Consider the following 16081-nt stretch of genomic DNA (forward strand, 5'->3'; position numbering starts at 1 on the left):
CCTTTTAATATACAGTTCTATTTGCATTGTTAAATTCCTTCTATTGTAATAGAGATAAAGGTAATTTAATGAATAAAAGATTCAAGTTTCTCGTTTTCTGCCACTAAAGAGAATTTAAAAAAGAATCGAACGCCAGCAATTATATACTGGCAATCGAATGATACATCCTGGCTCTTATTACATTATTTATACAGTTGCTTCTCTTGCAGCTCCTTCCATTCCTTAACCAAACGCTTTGGTGCGGCACGTAAATAGGCTTCCGAAATTAACTCGGCTAGTTCATCCCAGTCTCCTTCACTCGGACTTTTAATAGACACCCATCCGTGACGCCCGATATAGGGAGTTTTGAAAAATTGCCTTTTCTGCAGCAATAGCTCCTGAGTTTCAAGATCTGATTTAAATGATAAACCAGCCCTTTTAGTTAATTTCACGAAAGACTTTCCATTAATTTGAAAGGATATGTGTCCAAAACCATCAATATGCTCAACAACTTCAGGCAGTAAAAGGCAAACCCTGCGCACATTTTCAAGCAAAACATGTGGCACATCGTTTATGTTCACGACTTTATTCACCCCCCTATTATATTAAAAATCATGTATTGTTACGCAAAGCTGTATAACGATTCCAAATGGATCTCGTATAATAGCATATCCGGGACTAAATGCATTTTCTTTCAATGGTATCAACACTGTAACCTCACTATGTTCAACAAGGGATTGATAAAGATTATGAATAATATTCTTGTCTTTCGACTGAATACATAATGAAGAGCTATTCCCTAATTGCCATGGGCGTGAAGAATCCATGGCTTCCTCCGCAATCATTATTTTATTAACACCAATTTCCAAGACAGAATGTGTAATATATTCATCTTGGCCTTCCTCAAAATGGAAGTTTGGGTTCATTTCCTTCATTTCTTTATAACTTTTCTTAAAAAGAACTTTAGCACCTAAATGTTCTTCATAAAATACAATTGCTTTTGCAGCTTCACCATTTAAAGATAAAAATGGAATAACTTCAAAATTCATTTGATTGCCTCCTTCACTATTATTGAATACACTTACAAGTATAGTAATTAAAGGTGACAAATTTAGGCACCTTTAAGAGGTGATTTTTTCATGAAAAAATCAGAACGTATAAATCAAATGCTTCGCTTCATTAATCAAAAACAACACTTTTCACTTCGAGATTTAATGAATGAATTTCAAATTTCAAAAAGAACTGCTTTAAGAGACGTAGCTTCATTAGAGGAAATTGGTGCTCCTATTTATGCTGAATACGGCCGACATGGGGGGTACCGCTTACTCAATCAAATGCAGCTTCCCCCCATTTCTTTTAGCAGTCAAGAAATTTATGCCCTATATTTTGCGATGCTAGCACTTCAAAGTTTTACTAATTTACCGTTCCATGTAACTTTTCGTTCCATTCATGAAAAATTTATAAATGAATTGTCGGATAGCCAAAGGCAAGAAATTGAGAACATGAAAAACCGAATATCTTTTCGCCATACAGAACAAATCAAAGATAGTTCCCATCTAGAAATTTTATTGATGGCAGCTGTTAAAAAAATCGTGTTAAAAATCAATTATCAAAATGCTAACCAAAAGAGTACTCGTACTATTCAACCACTTGCTATTTACTCAATGAAAGGCTACTGGTATTGTCAGGCTTATGATATGTGTAGAGAAGCTTATCGGGTGTTCCGTTGTGATCGTGTAACATCGGCTGAAATCACGAATATCAAACCGTTTGAGGATTTGAATGAAATGACAATACAAAATGCTCAATCGCTTTGGAGACCATCCGAAAAAGCAGTGCAATTTAAATGTCTTTTAAGCCTTGAAGGAAGAGAGCTATTTCAACAGGAGTCATTTCCTTCTATGAAGTTAGTCCAGGAGATGGATAATACCTATCTTGTTGGTTCGTATGAGCCACACGAAATTGATTTTATCATTAATTATTTTGCTCGCTTTGGAAAATTCATAAAAATAATAGAACCAATCAGTTTGAAAAAAGCCTTAAAAGAATATTATAGAATTTTAATTGATAATGTTTAAAGGGCAGCTTCTAATCTTTATGGCTAACTGGACTTAACCTTATTTACATTTTCCGTATCACAAAGTATAATAAAATGTGTAAAGCGATTTCAATGAGTACATTAATTAAAAAGCAGAGGTGCATTTTGTGAGTGTGGTAGTAGTTTCTAAATAGGAAAATTTTAAAAGGGAATAAGTAAGTTTTAAAATCAGGGGATTCTTTCATTTTCACCCCCCTTATTTACGCATGTACTTATTTCCACCTATGAAGATACCTACCTTACTTTACAAACATGTGCATCATTTCATGATTAGACTATCGTAATAGATAGTTTAATTTATGTATTTACTTTGCCTTGTCTACGTAAGCTGCGGTATGTGCCGCGGCTTTTTTATTTATCTAAAACTCATTGAAATCCTGCGAGTAGGTTTCTTCATTGTTGATCAAATCATCACTTTGAGGAGAATGAAAAAATGAATGAAAATACTTTTGAAAAACTTCAATACAACGAATTAAAAGAGATTGTTAAAACTTATTGCGTTAGCGGACTAGGCAGGGAATTAATTGATAAATTAACCCCTAGTTCTAAATTGGAAATAGTAAAACATCGACTTTTGGAAACATCAGAAGCGCGAACGATTCTGGATGGAGGAGGAAACGTACCTTTCATGGGTGTTTCCAACATTGAACTCATTATCTCTAAAGTAGATAAAGGCATCATTTTAGATCCAGCGGAGCTTCTAAATATCTCAGATTTTTTAAAAGGTTGCCGGAGAATTAAAATGTTCATATCCAGCAAAGAATTCTTTGCTCCGACATTAGCGTCCTATGCTAAATCCATGACAGAATTTATGGAGATTGAAGAGGAAATAAATTTTTCAATTAACAATAATCAAGTGGATTCGGAAGCCAACAGAGAACTTAAACGTGTTCGTTACCAGATTCAAACAACTGAGCAGAAAATTAAAGAGAGACTTAATAAATTCTTAAACAGCAGCGCTAATCGAAACCATATTCAGGAATTCATTATAAGTGTAAAAGATGATCGCTACACAATCCCTATAAAAGCATCTTACAAAAATCAAGTACAGGGAACGATCATTGAAATATCTTCTAGAGGTTCGACCGTCTTTATGGAACCTAGTGTAATAGGAAAGTTAAGCGTGGAATTAGCCTCATTAAAATCGGAAGAGGCCATGTTGGAATATCAAATACTAGCTACTTTAACGGGGATAGTGGCAGAAAATCTCCAACCTATCCATATTAATATCGAGCTTATATCTCAGTACGATATGATTTTTGCTAAAGCAAAATATAGCAGACAAGTGGATGGAATTGAGCCTAATATTAATGATCATGGACAAATTAAATTAGTTCATTGCAAGCACCCATTATTATCAGGACATGTTGTTCCGCTTCAATTTCAGATAGGAAGCAGTTATCGCAGCTTAATCATAACTGGCCCTAATGCTGGCGGAAAAACAATTGTACTGAAGACGATTGGTCTTGTTACATTGGCAACGATGTCCGGATTTCATATTACCGCTTCAAGAGAAACGGAAATTGCCGTATTTGATAACGTCTTTGTAGACATTGGCGACAATCAAAGCTTAGAAAATGCGCTTAGTACATTCTCGTCTCACATGAAAAACTTATCGGAAATTTTATGGACAGTGAACAACAATTCACTGCTGCTATTCGATGAAATTGGCAGTGGGACAGAACCAAATGAAGGATCCGCTTTAGCCATCTCTATCTTAGAAGAATTTTATCTTAAAGGGTGCATTACCGTTGCTACCACGCATTATGGAGAAATTAAACGCTTTTCTGAAATGCATCCTGATTTTATGAATGCTGCCATGCAATTCAATCAAGAAACATTAGAGCCATTATTTAAGCTTCTCATCGGGCAATCCGGAGAAAGTAATGCCTTATGGATCTCTAGAAAAATGAATGTACCTGAAAATGTTCTAAATAGAGCTGAAGGTTATATGAAAAATAAAGAATATCACTTGGAGCGATTAAATGAAAACAAAATCCGAAAACCAAAAGTAGTGGATGAAAAGGTAGAAAATCATATCGACTATCAAAAAGGTGACCGAGTAAAACTGCTAGACCTTAATGACTTCGGAATTGTGTATGAAGAAAAAGATGAATATCATAACGTTACTGTGTTTTATCAAAATCAATTCATGGAGGTAAATGAAAAACGTTTGGCTTTAGAACTAACAGCAGCTGAGTTATACCCAGAAGGCTATGATTTGGATACGTTATTTATAGATTTTAAAACGAGAAAGCTAAATCACGATATTGAACGCGGCTCGAAAAAAGCACTTCGTAAAATAAATAAAGAAATACGGAAAAATAAGTAAATCAAAAAAGATAGCCAAGATAATAAATTTTCAAAAACCATTGAATTTTTCAAAATGAAATGTTATTTTTACGAAGCAATATTTTTAATTTGCTTAAGATAAATAACTAGAAAGCTGGTTTGAAGATGGATTATAGTCCAATTCTTATTATGATCATCCTTGTGGCTGCTTTGATTTTCTATCGTCAACTCATCTCAATGTTTAAACCTATTAGGGGTAAAGGAACAAGGATCATGGCAACTCTATTTTTGTTAACACCAGGCTATGCACTAATTACGAATCCTAATGCCGATGTAACGCCTATCGAAGTTACTGTCGCGTTATTAATAGGATGTGTTTTTTCCTTTCCCTTGATCTTCACGACTGGCTATGAAAGACGGGAGGACGGAGGGATATATGCAAAGAAAAGTCTGGCATTCGTTATTACGTTTCTATTGCTTTTCGCAATAAGGTGGACTATTCGTGGATTGATGGATATGGATGCAGATTCTAGAATGCTGCTCTTCTTCGTTACTGCATGCGGCTATCTTATTCCTTGGAAACTGAGCAGTTACTTTAAGTTTCGCAGGGTATATGTATCGCAATAAATAGAAATAAGGGACTTAGAAGGTCCCTTATTCTACGTATTGGAACAAAGAGAACCCTAGATTTATCTTCTTGATGTACATCCGTCTCTGTTTTTTATAAAATGGGGTCTTTAATACCTTAATACTAGTGAGATTTCAAAATTATTAAATAGGAGCTATGTAATGAATAAAAAGAATCCAATAAGATTTGCCCTATTGTTAGCAGCTTTTTCTGCATTAGGACCATTTACTTTTGATATGTATCTTCCAGCATTTCCTCAATTAACGGAGTTTTTTGGAACAAATGCTTCAGCCATCCAAATAAGTATAACTGCCTGCTTGTTAGGAGTCGGTGTTGGGCAGATCGTTATGGGGCCTTTAAGTGATGTTTATGGGAGACGTAAACCTTTATGGATAGCGATGATTGTCTATGCCCTTGCTTCATTCGGCTGTGCTTTATCGCCAAATATCGCTATTTTTATAGCTTTACGCTTTCTTCAAGGATTTGCGGCATCCGCTGGAATGGTGATTTCCCGTGCAATTGTTCGTGATCAATATAGCGGCGTTGAATTAACAAAGTTTTTTTCACTCCTTACGATGATTGGTAATCTCGCTCCTTTACTCGCACCAATTGCAGGGAGTGCTGTCATTTCCTTCACCTCTTGGAATGGTGTATTCGTTTTTCTAGGGCTTCTTGGTATATTTCTAACAAGCATCACTACATGGAAGTTAAAAGAAACTTTGCCAGTTGAAAAGCGCGTTTCTAGCAACTTTACGGAGCTATTGCAAAACTTTAAAACATTAATTCAAAATCGAATATTCATGGGCTACGCTCTGGCGCAGGGGATAATGATGGCAGGGATCTTTGCCTACATTTCTGGAACTCCATTTATCTATCAAAAGATTTACGGAGTGTCACCACAAGTATTCGCTGTGTTATTTGCACTTAATGGAATTAGTTTAATTATAGGAGCACAAACGGTAAGGCGACTAGCGGGACGAATAACCGAGCGTCGGATTCTCCTAATTGGAATGTCAATGGCTTTTATTACAAGTGCTGCTGTTCTAATCGTCGTCCTTTCACATGGACCATTATTTACATTAGTCATTCCACTCTTCTTTTTTGTTGCTTCACTTGGACTAGTGGGTCCTGTTACTTTTACATTAGCGATGGAATCGCAAGGGCATATCGCAGGTAGTGCAGCCTCGTTGCTAGGTGTCATTCCTTTCTTATTAGGATCCGTGACTTCCCCACTAGTGGGAATCGCAGGCGAACTTTCTGCTATACCATTCGGTTTCATTCTTTTTACTACTAGCTTGCTAGCTATCATTGCCTACGTAGTTCTTGTTAAAAAAGATAAAACAGTTGAGACATCTGAAAAACAAGCGCTTAATCACTAAATACTACTCATGAATCATAAATAAGGAGTAATAAAATGAGCATTAAAACAGACCGATTACTCATTAGAAACTTTGAACCGAATGATTGGAAGGCTCTTTATGAGTACACTTCAAATCCCAAAGTAATGCACTACCTTCCAGAAACAGTATTTTCTGAGGAGGACGCAAAAAACTTCATTGAAAAAAACACTGGTGGAAAAGCGGAAAAATTCCCCGTCGTTCTTCTCGAGGAAAATAAGCTGATTGGCCATATTGTCTTTTTCAAATATTTTGGTGAACATACTTATGAAATCGGCTGGGTTTTTAACCCAGATTATTATAATAAAGGGTATGCTTCAGAAGCTGCATATGCGGTATTGAAATATGGATTTGAAAATATGAAACTACATCGTATCATAGCTACTTGTCAGCCTGAGAACACTGGTTCATACAGAGTGATGGAAAAAATCGGCATGCGCAGGGAAGGATTTTTTAAAAAATGTATCCCTCATGGAAATGAATGGTGGGATGAATGTTATTATGCTATTTTGTTTGAGGAATGGATGCAAAACAAGAGTTCACTAAAGAAGTGAGCTCTTGTTTTATTTATTTTCATAATTTAGGTTCCTTATTTTTATATTAAAAACGAAGGAAACCAGAAAACCCTTGACGCTCTTCTAATAATGCCGCCTTTCTAAACTTTAATTTTTCATTATCAGAAGCAACACAGAGGTATTTTAGTACCGTACTTTCTACAATTCAAATAAAACGATCCTCACAGTGACCTTGAAACCTAGTTGTTCTTCGTACCATTCTACAGATTGTATATTGAATACAATATCTCGCTCTAAGTGTTATTCCCACACTAGATGTCCCTTTCTCATTTTTGCAATGTAAATGATTTGTCCCGTGTGGCTAGGCAAATGTCTAAATTGGTGCAGAAGCATTTCTAAAATAGTGGCTTGATTATCTAAGGCACCGTTGAACGTAGGAAAATTTAAATAAGGTTGCTCCAATATTCTTTCAGGGTTCGCTTTCATCATTTCAAGAACTTGTATGAGGCAGTCATATGATTTTTTTGAAAGCTCTAAAGCTTGCTCTTTTGACATTTGCATACCTCGTTCAAATTCTTCACTTCTATCGTCGATATAAGGAGCACCAAAGTATACGGTTTCAAACCATTGATACACAGCACCTGAAATATGTGCTACCAAATTAGCGATACTGTTACTCTCGGGTGTTGGTGACCATACGATATCCTCTTCAGACAATTGCTCAATCACGATGCGCGTCCATTTCTGATCTGCCTTGTATTTCCTTAAGAGAAGGTCAATTACTATAGTTGTACTGTCCATAATCCCCCACGCTCCTGTATTTTTCTTAAAATGAACTGTGTTCGTTGCTGAATTTCTCTGATACCTAGACTTGAACCATTTCTGAATCTACTGGGATCCAGATACCATAATCAAGAATTTATTTGACCCATTAACGTAAATACCTCTAGCTATACGTCTTCCGGTTTTTTTGAGGTGGTATTATTAGTGAATTAGGATAAAGAATATCTAATACTGTTAGGAAAGCACTAAAAGCCAATGTTACTATCATTTCTTCTATAACCTATCACTCATTTCCCACTAACTTCCAACACCCAATCATTACATCGTATTGGATTTCCAATAGGGTATTCAAAATCACACTCACCGTTAAACGAGAAACCAAGCTTGCGACAAATAGCATTAGAAGCGGGATTATTGATTTTAGGAAAAGCATGAATGAAACTATGTTTCTTTTCAGTATTGATATAGTCGATAGCTTTTGCTGTTGCGATTGTCGCTATCCCTCTACCTTGAAATGCTGTTAAAACACTCCAGCCTATCTCATACACTGATTCTTCTTGCCATATCGTGTCCCAATAGCCTACACTGCCGACAGGTTCAAAATACGGCAGCAAAAGAATCTTAAACATACGCCCAGTTCCTTGTCCTGCAATCTCACAATAGCGTTTATGGCGGGAAAGGATTTTTTCCTCATTCTCTGATCCTCCAAAGTGTACTGTCATCTCCGGTGCGTTTAGAAGGTGAAGCAAATCAAGATCGTTTTTAGCCCAAGGTTCAATCCTTACTTCCGGCATATTCCTTTGATCCGAAATAGCACTCACTCCTTTGTCTTGTATTCCAAACTGATTTGATTATTAGCGGAACTGTCCAATAATACTCTATATTCCAAATTATAAACGAACAAACATTCGCCAACAAGTTTTTTAAACTTTAGCTTGAACCTCCCTGCTGACCATTACATAGCTCTAATTTATTTGCACACAACTTAATTGGAATGTGAACGAATTTCTATTCTTAAAGTTATGTTTTTGCTTCATAATTTAAAACTATCCTACGCTAATCAAATGTTTGATTGATAAAATGAATGTACGGGAAAGTGTTTTAAAATTATAAAAGATTATATGAAAAATATAGAATATCAGTTGGAACGAGTACTAAAAATGCAAATCCGACAACCTAAAGCATTATTAAAATTACTTTGATTCCCAAAAAAGGAATGAAACCGTTAAAATATGGATTAGGACATATAATAACAATGATTAGAGGAGGAAATTCATGAAACATATGATCGACTTAAGCGGTATTTGGAACTTTTATTTAGATAATAAAAAAGAGGGGTTACGATCCCATTTTGAGAATGTTCATTTTCCAGATTTAATTACACTCCCGACCACCACTTCTTACGCAAATAAGGGAGAACCTAACCTAGAAATAGCTTCAGGACATTTAACAGATTCATACAAAGCGGAAGGATATGCATGGTTTTCTAGAAACCTAGTAATTGATCCTGCAGATATTGGGAGAACCGCTATTCTCACATTAGAACGTACTCGCATTTCTCATGTTTGGATTGATAACCAATATGTTGGCACTCAGGACAGCTTATGTACTGCCCATAAGTATGATGTTACAAAATTTATTACTTCCAAACATCATAAACTTACGATCATGACAAGCAACGTAGATTATCCTGTAACTGGTGGCCATATGACATCCCCTGATACTCAAACTAATTGGAACGGCATACTAGGGGAAATGTCATTATGTTTCTATGATGCCTTTAGGATTACACAATTGCGTGTCGAGTCTAAAGAAAATATTCAATCGCTTGTTCATATCACTGTTCTTTCGGAGATTGTTAGCAATGTACAAGTAGTTTTATCGGCTGCACCATACCCAGAAGATAAAATGTATTCGGTTCCTGAACCTTTTTTTACAAAAGTTCGATTAAGTAAAGGGAAAAATGAAATTAATCTTACATATGATTTTCCTAATGACGCCCTTTTGTGGGATGAATATGACCCTAGTGTCTATCAAATTACTGTTACTATTAACGATCAGCAAGCAAATTCAGATTCCAAAACTACTTTCTTTGGTTTAAAAGAGTTCAAAGCTGAAGGTACTCATTTCACTATAAATGGCAGGAAAACGTTTTTGCGAGGGAAACACGAGGGAATGATATTTCCGCTGACTGGATATGCACCTATGGACGTAGACGGCTGGTACGCTCACATGAAAACATCTAAAGAATTTGGAATCAATCACTATCGTTTTCATACTTGTTGTCCTCCAAAGGCAGCTTTTATTGCGGCTGATCTTTTAGGGATATACATGCAGCCAGAATTACCTTTTTGGGGCACCTTTACTAATGAGAAAGATGAAAATCATAATGCAGCTGCCCAAAACTATTTAATTGAGGAAGGTTTTCGCATGTTAGACGAATTTGGAAACCATCCGTCTTTTGTGATGATGTCGATGGGCAACGAGCTATGGGGGAGCCCCGAATCAATCAATGAGTTAGTGGGAAGATATAAAGACTACGACAATAGACATTTGTATACGCAAGGCTCCAACAATTTTCAGTGGGTACCTAATATCCAGCCCAATGATGATTTCTTCAGTGGTGTCCGCTTTACCTTGGATCGGCAAATTCGCGGTTCTTATGCCATGTGTGATGCACCTTTAGGACATGTCCAAGTGAAAAAGCCTAATACAAATGAGAACTATGAAGAGGCCATTCATCCTTCTTATTCACATAAAGCCTCTCAAGTAAGCGAAGATGGCACAATTGAAATTCAATATGGAACAGGTGTGAAAAAAGTAAAATTAACAGATTTGCAGGAGGAATTGTTTCCGAAAATACCTGTTGTCTCTCATGAGATCGGTCAATATCAAACGTACCCAAATTTTGATGAAATTCAAAAATATACAGGTCCTTTAAAAGCACGTAATTTTGAAGTTTTCCGTGAACGTCTAGAAGAAAAAGGTCTTCTACCATTGGCAAAGGATTATTTCTATTCTTCCGGAAAATTAGCAGCTGCTTGCTATAAAGATGAATTAGAAACGGCTATTCGTACAAGCAACCTAGCGGGGTATCAAATATTGGATCTCCAAGATTTTTCAGGGCAAGGGACTGCTTTAGTTGGTATGCTTGATGCATTTATGGATAATAAAGGCATCCTGACAGCGGAGGAATGGCGAACATTCTGTTCAGACGCTGTACTGCAGGCAGAATTTGCTGATTATATTGTAGAAAGTGGCCGTACCTTCGAAGCGAATCTTACATTATCTTACTATCGTAAACAATCATTAATAAACCAAGTCGTCACATACAATCTGAACGGTGTCAGTGGGACAGTTCCTATGAAGGATATTACAGAAACTGGGGTCTATCGCTTAGGAAAATTGAAGATCCCGATTCCTTCAGTTGATGTTCCGACCAAGATGGAGCTAATGATTTCCATTGAAGAGACAGATATAAAAAATACGTATGTTCTTTGGATTTATCCCGAAAATCCCGGAGTTGCAAAAACATTATATGTAACTTCGATAGAAACTGCTATTAAAAAAGCTACCAAAGGCGAGAATGTTCTCTTATTATTAGATCATTCACAAAACCCTAACTCAATTGAGGGTACTTATTGTACTGATTTCTGGTGCTACCCAATGTTCAAATCGATTTCTGAGAGTATGGGAAAAGATGTGCCTATTGGAACAATGGGTCTATTCATTAAAAACACACATCCGGCATTAGCATTTTTTCCGAGCGAATCCTACTCTACTCCTCACTGGTGGGATGTAGTCATGAATTCTAGGTCCACTATATTGGATGATACACGTATCGAACCTATTGTTCAGACAATTGATAATTTCGAACGCAATCACCGACTCGGTTTGCTTTATGAAGTTACAATAGAAAATGCCGGAAATATTCTCATTTGTACTAGTCCTTTGCACAGCCTTGCTGATGCAGGTTCAAAAGAGGCAGCCTGGCTTCTTAATAGCCTTTGTGAATATGTATCTGGTGATGGATTCTCTTCTTCCTATTCCATCACATCCGATGAGTTAAGAAAACTATTTATTTAAACGAAATACAGATTTGGGCGGTTTAGAGAAAGTGATTGTACCTTAGTTATTATTCCTTCTTAACAACCTGTAGGACTATTTGAGATAGTGATTCCTAGATAGGTTCCACTTTTTAACAGTTACATAATGCAAACTAGCCCTCCACTTAATTTAGGTTGATGCCAATAGACAACTATCCTTTTTTCTTACTATTGGCATCATCACTATTTATCATTAAAGTTTGCACCTTCAATTGTAACCATATGTTATGGGCTGTATGTGGTATAATCAGTCCAATAATAAGCTGCGTACAGAAAAGGATGAGGATGATATATGAAAGATATTCGTACGAATAATATAGAACGTTTTTTAGGATATAGTCAGCTTTATGATCAAAATCGCCCTATTCCACCAGATGATATCATCAACATTTTAACGAGATATTTAGGTCAGCGTCCTAAACGAGTTGTGGATGTCGGCTGTGGAACAGGATTGTCATCATTCATCTGGTTAAATCAAGCGGATGAGATAATCGGGGTAGAACCAAATGATGATATGAGAGAAACTGCCAATTCCCAATGGAGAGCACAGCAGGAGCCAAAAAGTCTTCGGTTTGTGAAAGGCATGTCTGATCATCTAGACCTGGAATCTGAATCAGTAGATATCCTTACTTGTTCACAATCCTTTCATTGGATGGACCCGCAGCCCACTTTGCATGAGTTTGCTCGTGTCCTTTCCGAAGGTGGAGTCTTTGCGGCATATGATTGTGACTGGCCTCCAACTTTTACAAAAGAAGTCGAAAATAGCTATCGAAACCTTATTTCTCTTGCCGATTCACGCGTTAGCGAACTTGTACAAACCGATCGATTAGCCTTCAAATGGAATAAAGAAAAACATCTTCAACAAATTCAAGATTCTGGTTTATTCCAGTTTTCAAAAGAAATTGTTTTTCACCATTGGGAATGTTGTGATGCAATTCGATATTCCAATATCGCTTTGAGTCAAGGCGGTTTACAGACGGCAATAAAATTAGGTGCGAATGATCTAAACGATCCAATCAAAGAATTCCAAAGTCAAGTCCACCAAGCTTTTGATGGTCAATCTCAAGATATTCTTTTTAGTTATCGCATGCGTATTGGAATTAAATAATCTCATTTCAATGTGTGATCATAGTGGAAAAGAAAGAAATAACACCAATGTGATGACTTTTTTGCAGCTACTGTTACTTCAGAAGAATGGGATGCCAGCTCACCAGAAGAAAAGTGTTTGCGTTGTATTGACTGGAAGCGAATGCGTACTGAGGTCTTGTCTCCTTTAATAGCAGGCGAGACTGTTCAATATCACCCCTTTTCTTTTTCATTGAGGAATGGTTTGTCTGATTCAATAGTTACAAAAGTGCCTTCAAAGGTTATTTTACTGGACGGTATTTATTCTTCCCTGCCTATATTATCTGATGTTGTCGATTTGAAAGTTCTAGTGGATGTTTCTCCGGATATTCGTCGTCATAGGCATAACCTGCGCGAGAGAAGTAAGGATGAGGAGTGGCACCTTCTTTAGGATCCTGCTGCAGATTATTATTTCTCAGTTCTATGTCCACCAGCTTCATTTGATTTAATAGTCAGTAATACATAGAGTTCGCTTTGCCGGATGGGAAACTCCTCCCCATCTCTAGAATTGGCTTTTTGCATTGCTCATGCAAACCAAATATATGGTGTCTATGTTATATATTGAGATTAGAAAATTTAAAGCAATTAGTCGAGCTTTTCGTAGAAACCAATGAGAGCTAGGAGCTGAATTTCAGCTCCTTTTTATTATGTCCTTTCCATAAGAAACTACGTAATTAAAATTTTAGGCCGATCAATATGAATAGTATATTTGCATCTCCCAAAATGATATGTTTGCTATCTTATTAATAGATCGAATCGCACAGTTTTACTTGGACATTATCTGGATTATATTGATTTTTGACTTCATTATAAATTTCTATGTTCCAACTAAAATTAGCCCGATCTAGGCTCTGCTCTTTAATCCATTTATGAAGGATTTCGTAGCTATTTCTTATGAAGTAATTTGGACCATCATGTAAAATAGTTGCATATCGGTTCGCAGGAATAGTTAAGGTCACCATATCTTTTGGGACATCAATATATTTAGATACTTCCACACCAATCCAATACCCTTCATCTTCGGGTGTTCGTTCCTCTGTAATAAATGCTCCTATTTGTCTCCCATTGTTTAATACACTATTAATTTCATCAGTACGTTGTTTAAGTTGATTAGCGGCTTTCGGGATTTCTTCAATATACTTATCACCCTCACAAAGTACTCGAAATCCAACTAACTTAATTTCTTTAAACTCTTTAACGGCTACCTCCGCCATTCTTTCACAACCTTTCTACATACAATTTATTGATAGAACTCAATTGTCTTTCGATCATTTTCCTATTTTTAGATACCAAATTAATACATTCTCCACCATAAAAACACTCATAAATATTAATCGTTTAATCCCTTTCCATCGAGTATTTGCTGTATTGACTTTTCAACCCTTGACACTCGAGTTTTAGATTGTTTAGGCCCTGAAAAATAAAGAATGTATGCTCTTTGCCGTCCCGGCGTCAATGCTTCAAAAGCAGTTTTCAAGGCAGGGATTTCATTGAATTTCTTTTGAAGTTCTTCAGGAATAATGTAATCTTCATGCTTTTTTAATTCCACTTTCAAGCCGGCTTTTTCTACTTCGATGGCTTCACGAATATAGGCTTTCAAAATGTGCTCCATCTCAACTATTTCTTGAACATTGGTGAAACGAATCTGGCGTGCCGCCTGTACATTCTCTGTTTGTTGAATTAGAATTCCATTGGGATCCTGTAACAAAGCACCTTTATGAAAAAGAAGCGCACAATATTCTTTAAACCCGTGTATTATTACGATGTTTTTTCCCTCAAATGTATAACAAGGATGCTTCCACTTAAAGTCTTCGTCCAACTCACAATCAAGAATGATATATCTCAACCGCTCATATTCTTCCTTCCACTTTTTTGCTCTATTTAAAAATTCATCAACCTTAGGATTCATTCTACTATTTATCATCAAGAAGCACCTCTTGTCCATTATTCGATCAGCTTACTCTTAAGAATGATCTTTTTCCTCCAAAAGACCATCTTTAAGAGAATTATCATTCATCAGAATGGGATGTTTGTCAAAGCTTCATCTGCTTCAATCTCTGCTTTTAGACGTAACCAATTCATCTTCCGTTCATCATCTACCGTTTTCCAGTAATAATGTTGATAAAGAAAATTGTAATCCTGCAAACGGCGATAACTTAGAAATTTGGGCATTGCTTTTAACCACCAATTTTCTACCGTATGTACCTCCTGATAGCCTTTTAGAAACCAGTCAAGGAACCAAGCTACATGGTCATCAAGAACTTCATTGTCTTTGTTTTGTCGGTTGTATCTCAAGATGACCGAGTAAAGAATTATGGCAATATCATAAGCGAACCAATGGTAGCAGGAATCATCAAAGTCAAATGCCGTAATTGCACTTTCTTTCGTTACAAAAATATTGTGTGCATGAAGGTCACAGTGAACAAGACCATAGTTCTTCGAATCTTTCGGAAGAGTGTCTAACCAGTTTAATAACTCCTTAGCTTTCTGCCGAGCAATCGTTTCTTCATTCGGCAAGTGACGCATCATATCCATCCATGGTTCCTGTTTCCAATCACGGCGTTTAACATTTTGTAGAGGGACATAAGACTGGGTAAGTAAGTGCATTTGTCCAATTATTCGTCCCCAATTAACAAACATTTCCTCGTCCCAGTCTTCGTCAATAGGGATTCGACCCGGCGCTTTGAAAAATAGAGAGGCGTAATAACCACCTATTACATTTTCAACTAATTTCCCTGTCTTTGATGGAAAGATTTTCGGCACAGAAACGCCATTATCATACAAGTATTTTATGAAGTTCAGCTCGGCCAATGCCTCTTTCTCATTACGCCATTTCTGATTCGATACACGAATTATTCTTGAAGGAAATCCATTTTGTGCTGGGTATTCATATACATCGTTTACATTGCCTCCAATATGAGTAAGCAGATTTACATTAAGTTCAAATGCATTTGATATAGTTTGTAACACACTTTTCTCTATCATTCCATTCCCACTTTCAGATTAATAATCAGTGATTCTACATTTAATATCCATTTACTCATGTTTGTCCTCATAAATTATTTTAACAATGATTACTTAATATGGGGATGGGTTATTTTCGCGTGCAGTAAAGGACCGTTCATTTGTAGAGGGATTTATGGTGGATTGGCGAATAT

At 36.4% G+C, this 16081-nt stretch carries 15 protein-coding genes; 8 read left to right on the forward strand and 7 right to left on the reverse strand.

Going from position 1 to position 16081, the window contains the following annotated elements:
• Positions 1-182: 182 nt before the first annotated feature.
• Both KHA96_RS16875 and KHA96_RS16880 read right to left on the reverse strand, forming a co-directional pair.
• The gene (locus KHA96_RS16875; RefSeq protein WP_349305787.1) at positions 183-572 is read right to left on the reverse strand and encodes an MmcQ/YjbR family DNA-binding protein; all 390 of its coding nucleotides are present in this window, start codon (positions 570-572) and stop codon (positions 183-185) included.
• A 12-nt stretch (positions 573-584) separates the two neighbouring features.
• Complete coding sequence (locus KHA96_RS16880) at positions 585-1028, reverse strand: VOC family protein (protein ID WP_213130473.1); 444 nt, start codon at positions 1026-1028, stop codon at positions 585-587.
• Between the two features lie 90 nt (positions 1029-1118).
• Here KHA96_RS16880 and KHA96_RS16885 point away from each other — a divergent pair, with 90 nt between their 5' ends.
• The 5 genes from KHA96_RS16885 to KHA96_RS16905 all read left to right on the forward strand — a co-directional run bounded on the left by KHA96_RS16885 (position 1119) and on the right by KHA96_RS16905 (position 6948).
• Positions 1119-2057 carry a helix-turn-helix transcriptional regulator gene (locus tag KHA96_RS16885; protein ID WP_213130474.1) on the forward strand — a complete coding sequence of 313 codons (939 nt, stop codon included), beginning with the start codon at positions 1119-1121 and terminating at the stop codon, positions 2055-2057.
• A gap of 453 nt (positions 2058-2510) precedes the next feature.
• The gene (locus tag KHA96_RS16890; protein ID WP_213130475.1) at positions 2511-4409 is read left to right on the forward strand and encodes an endonuclease MutS2; all 1899 of its coding nucleotides are present in this window, start codon (positions 2511-2513) and stop codon (positions 4407-4409) included.
• A 125-nt stretch (positions 4410-4534) separates the two neighbouring features.
• Complete coding sequence (locus KHA96_RS16895) at positions 4535-4996, forward strand: CcdC protein domain-containing protein (RefSeq protein WP_213130476.1); 462 nt, start codon at positions 4535-4537, stop codon at positions 4994-4996.
• A 162-nt stretch (positions 4997-5158) separates the two neighbouring features.
• Entirely contained in the window at positions 5159-6376 is a 1218-nt protein-coding gene (locus KHA96_RS16900; protein ID WP_213130477.1) for a multidrug effflux MFS transporter, read from the forward strand.
• Between the two features lie 35 nt (positions 6377-6411).
• Positions 6412-6948, forward strand: a complete 537-nt coding sequence (locus KHA96_RS16905; protein ID WP_213130478.1) for a GNAT family N-acetyltransferase — start codon at positions 6412-6414, stop codon at positions 6946-6948.
• A gap of 261 nt (positions 6949-7209) precedes the next feature.
• Here KHA96_RS16905 and KHA96_RS16910 read toward each other — a convergent pair whose 3' ends face one another.
• Entirely contained in the window at positions 7210-7710 is a 501-nt protein-coding gene (locus KHA96_RS16910) for a DinB family protein (protein WP_213130479.1), read from the reverse strand.
• A 269-nt stretch (positions 7711-7979) separates the two neighbouring features.
• A complete protein-coding gene (locus KHA96_RS16915) occupies positions 7980-8486 on the reverse strand; it encodes a GNAT family N-acetyltransferase (RefSeq protein ID WP_249315663.1) in 507 nt (168 codons plus the stop codon).
• Positions 8487-8967: 481 nt separating this feature from the next.
• Between KHA96_RS16915 and KHA96_RS16920 the strand changes: the two genes are divergently transcribed.
• From KHA96_RS16920 to KHA96_RS16930, 3 genes are all read left to right on the forward strand, one after another.
• Positions 8968-11778, forward strand: coding sequence for a glycoside hydrolase family 2 TIM barrel-domain containing protein (locus tag KHA96_RS16920; RefSeq protein ID WP_213130480.1), 2811 nt, complete (start codon positions 8968-8970; stop codon positions 11776-11778).
• A 312-nt stretch (positions 11779-12090) separates the two neighbouring features.
• Positions 12091-12906: a class I SAM-dependent methyltransferase gene (locus KHA96_RS16925; RefSeq protein WP_213130481.1), complete on the forward strand. Its 816-nt coding sequence runs from the start codon at positions 12091-12093 to the stop codon at positions 12904-12906.
• A gap of 141 nt (positions 12907-13047) precedes the next feature.
• Positions 13048-13314, forward strand: coding sequence for a hypothetical protein (locus tag KHA96_RS16930; RefSeq protein ID WP_213130482.1), 267 nt, complete (start codon positions 13048-13050; stop codon positions 13312-13314).
• A 352-nt stretch (positions 13315-13666) separates the two neighbouring features.
• On the opposite strand, the gene KHA96_RS16935 is transcribed toward KHA96_RS16930, so the two are convergent.
• The 3 genes from KHA96_RS16935 to KHA96_RS16945 form a co-directional block, all read right to left on the reverse strand.
• Positions 13667-14137 (reverse strand): GyrI-like domain-containing protein, encoded by a 471-nt coding sequence (locus KHA96_RS16935; protein ID WP_213130483.1) that lies wholly within the window; start codon positions 14135-14137, stop codon positions 13667-13669.
• A 116-nt stretch (positions 14138-14253) separates the two neighbouring features.
• Positions 14254-14847 (reverse strand): YdeI/OmpD-associated family protein, encoded by a 594-nt coding sequence (locus tag KHA96_RS16940; protein ID WP_213130484.1) that lies wholly within the window; start codon positions 14845-14847, stop codon positions 14254-14256.
• A 92-nt stretch (positions 14848-14939) separates the two neighbouring features.
• Positions 14940-15908, reverse strand: a complete 969-nt coding sequence (locus KHA96_RS16945) for a phosphotransferase enzyme family protein (RefSeq protein WP_213130485.1) — start codon at positions 15906-15908, stop codon at positions 14940-14942.
• Positions 15909-16081: the final 173 nt, after the last annotated feature.

The organism is Bacillus sp. FJAT-49711 (genome assembly GCF_018343715.1).
Classification (GTDB): Bacteria; Bacillota; Bacilli; order Bacillales; family Bacillaceae_C; genus Lederbergia.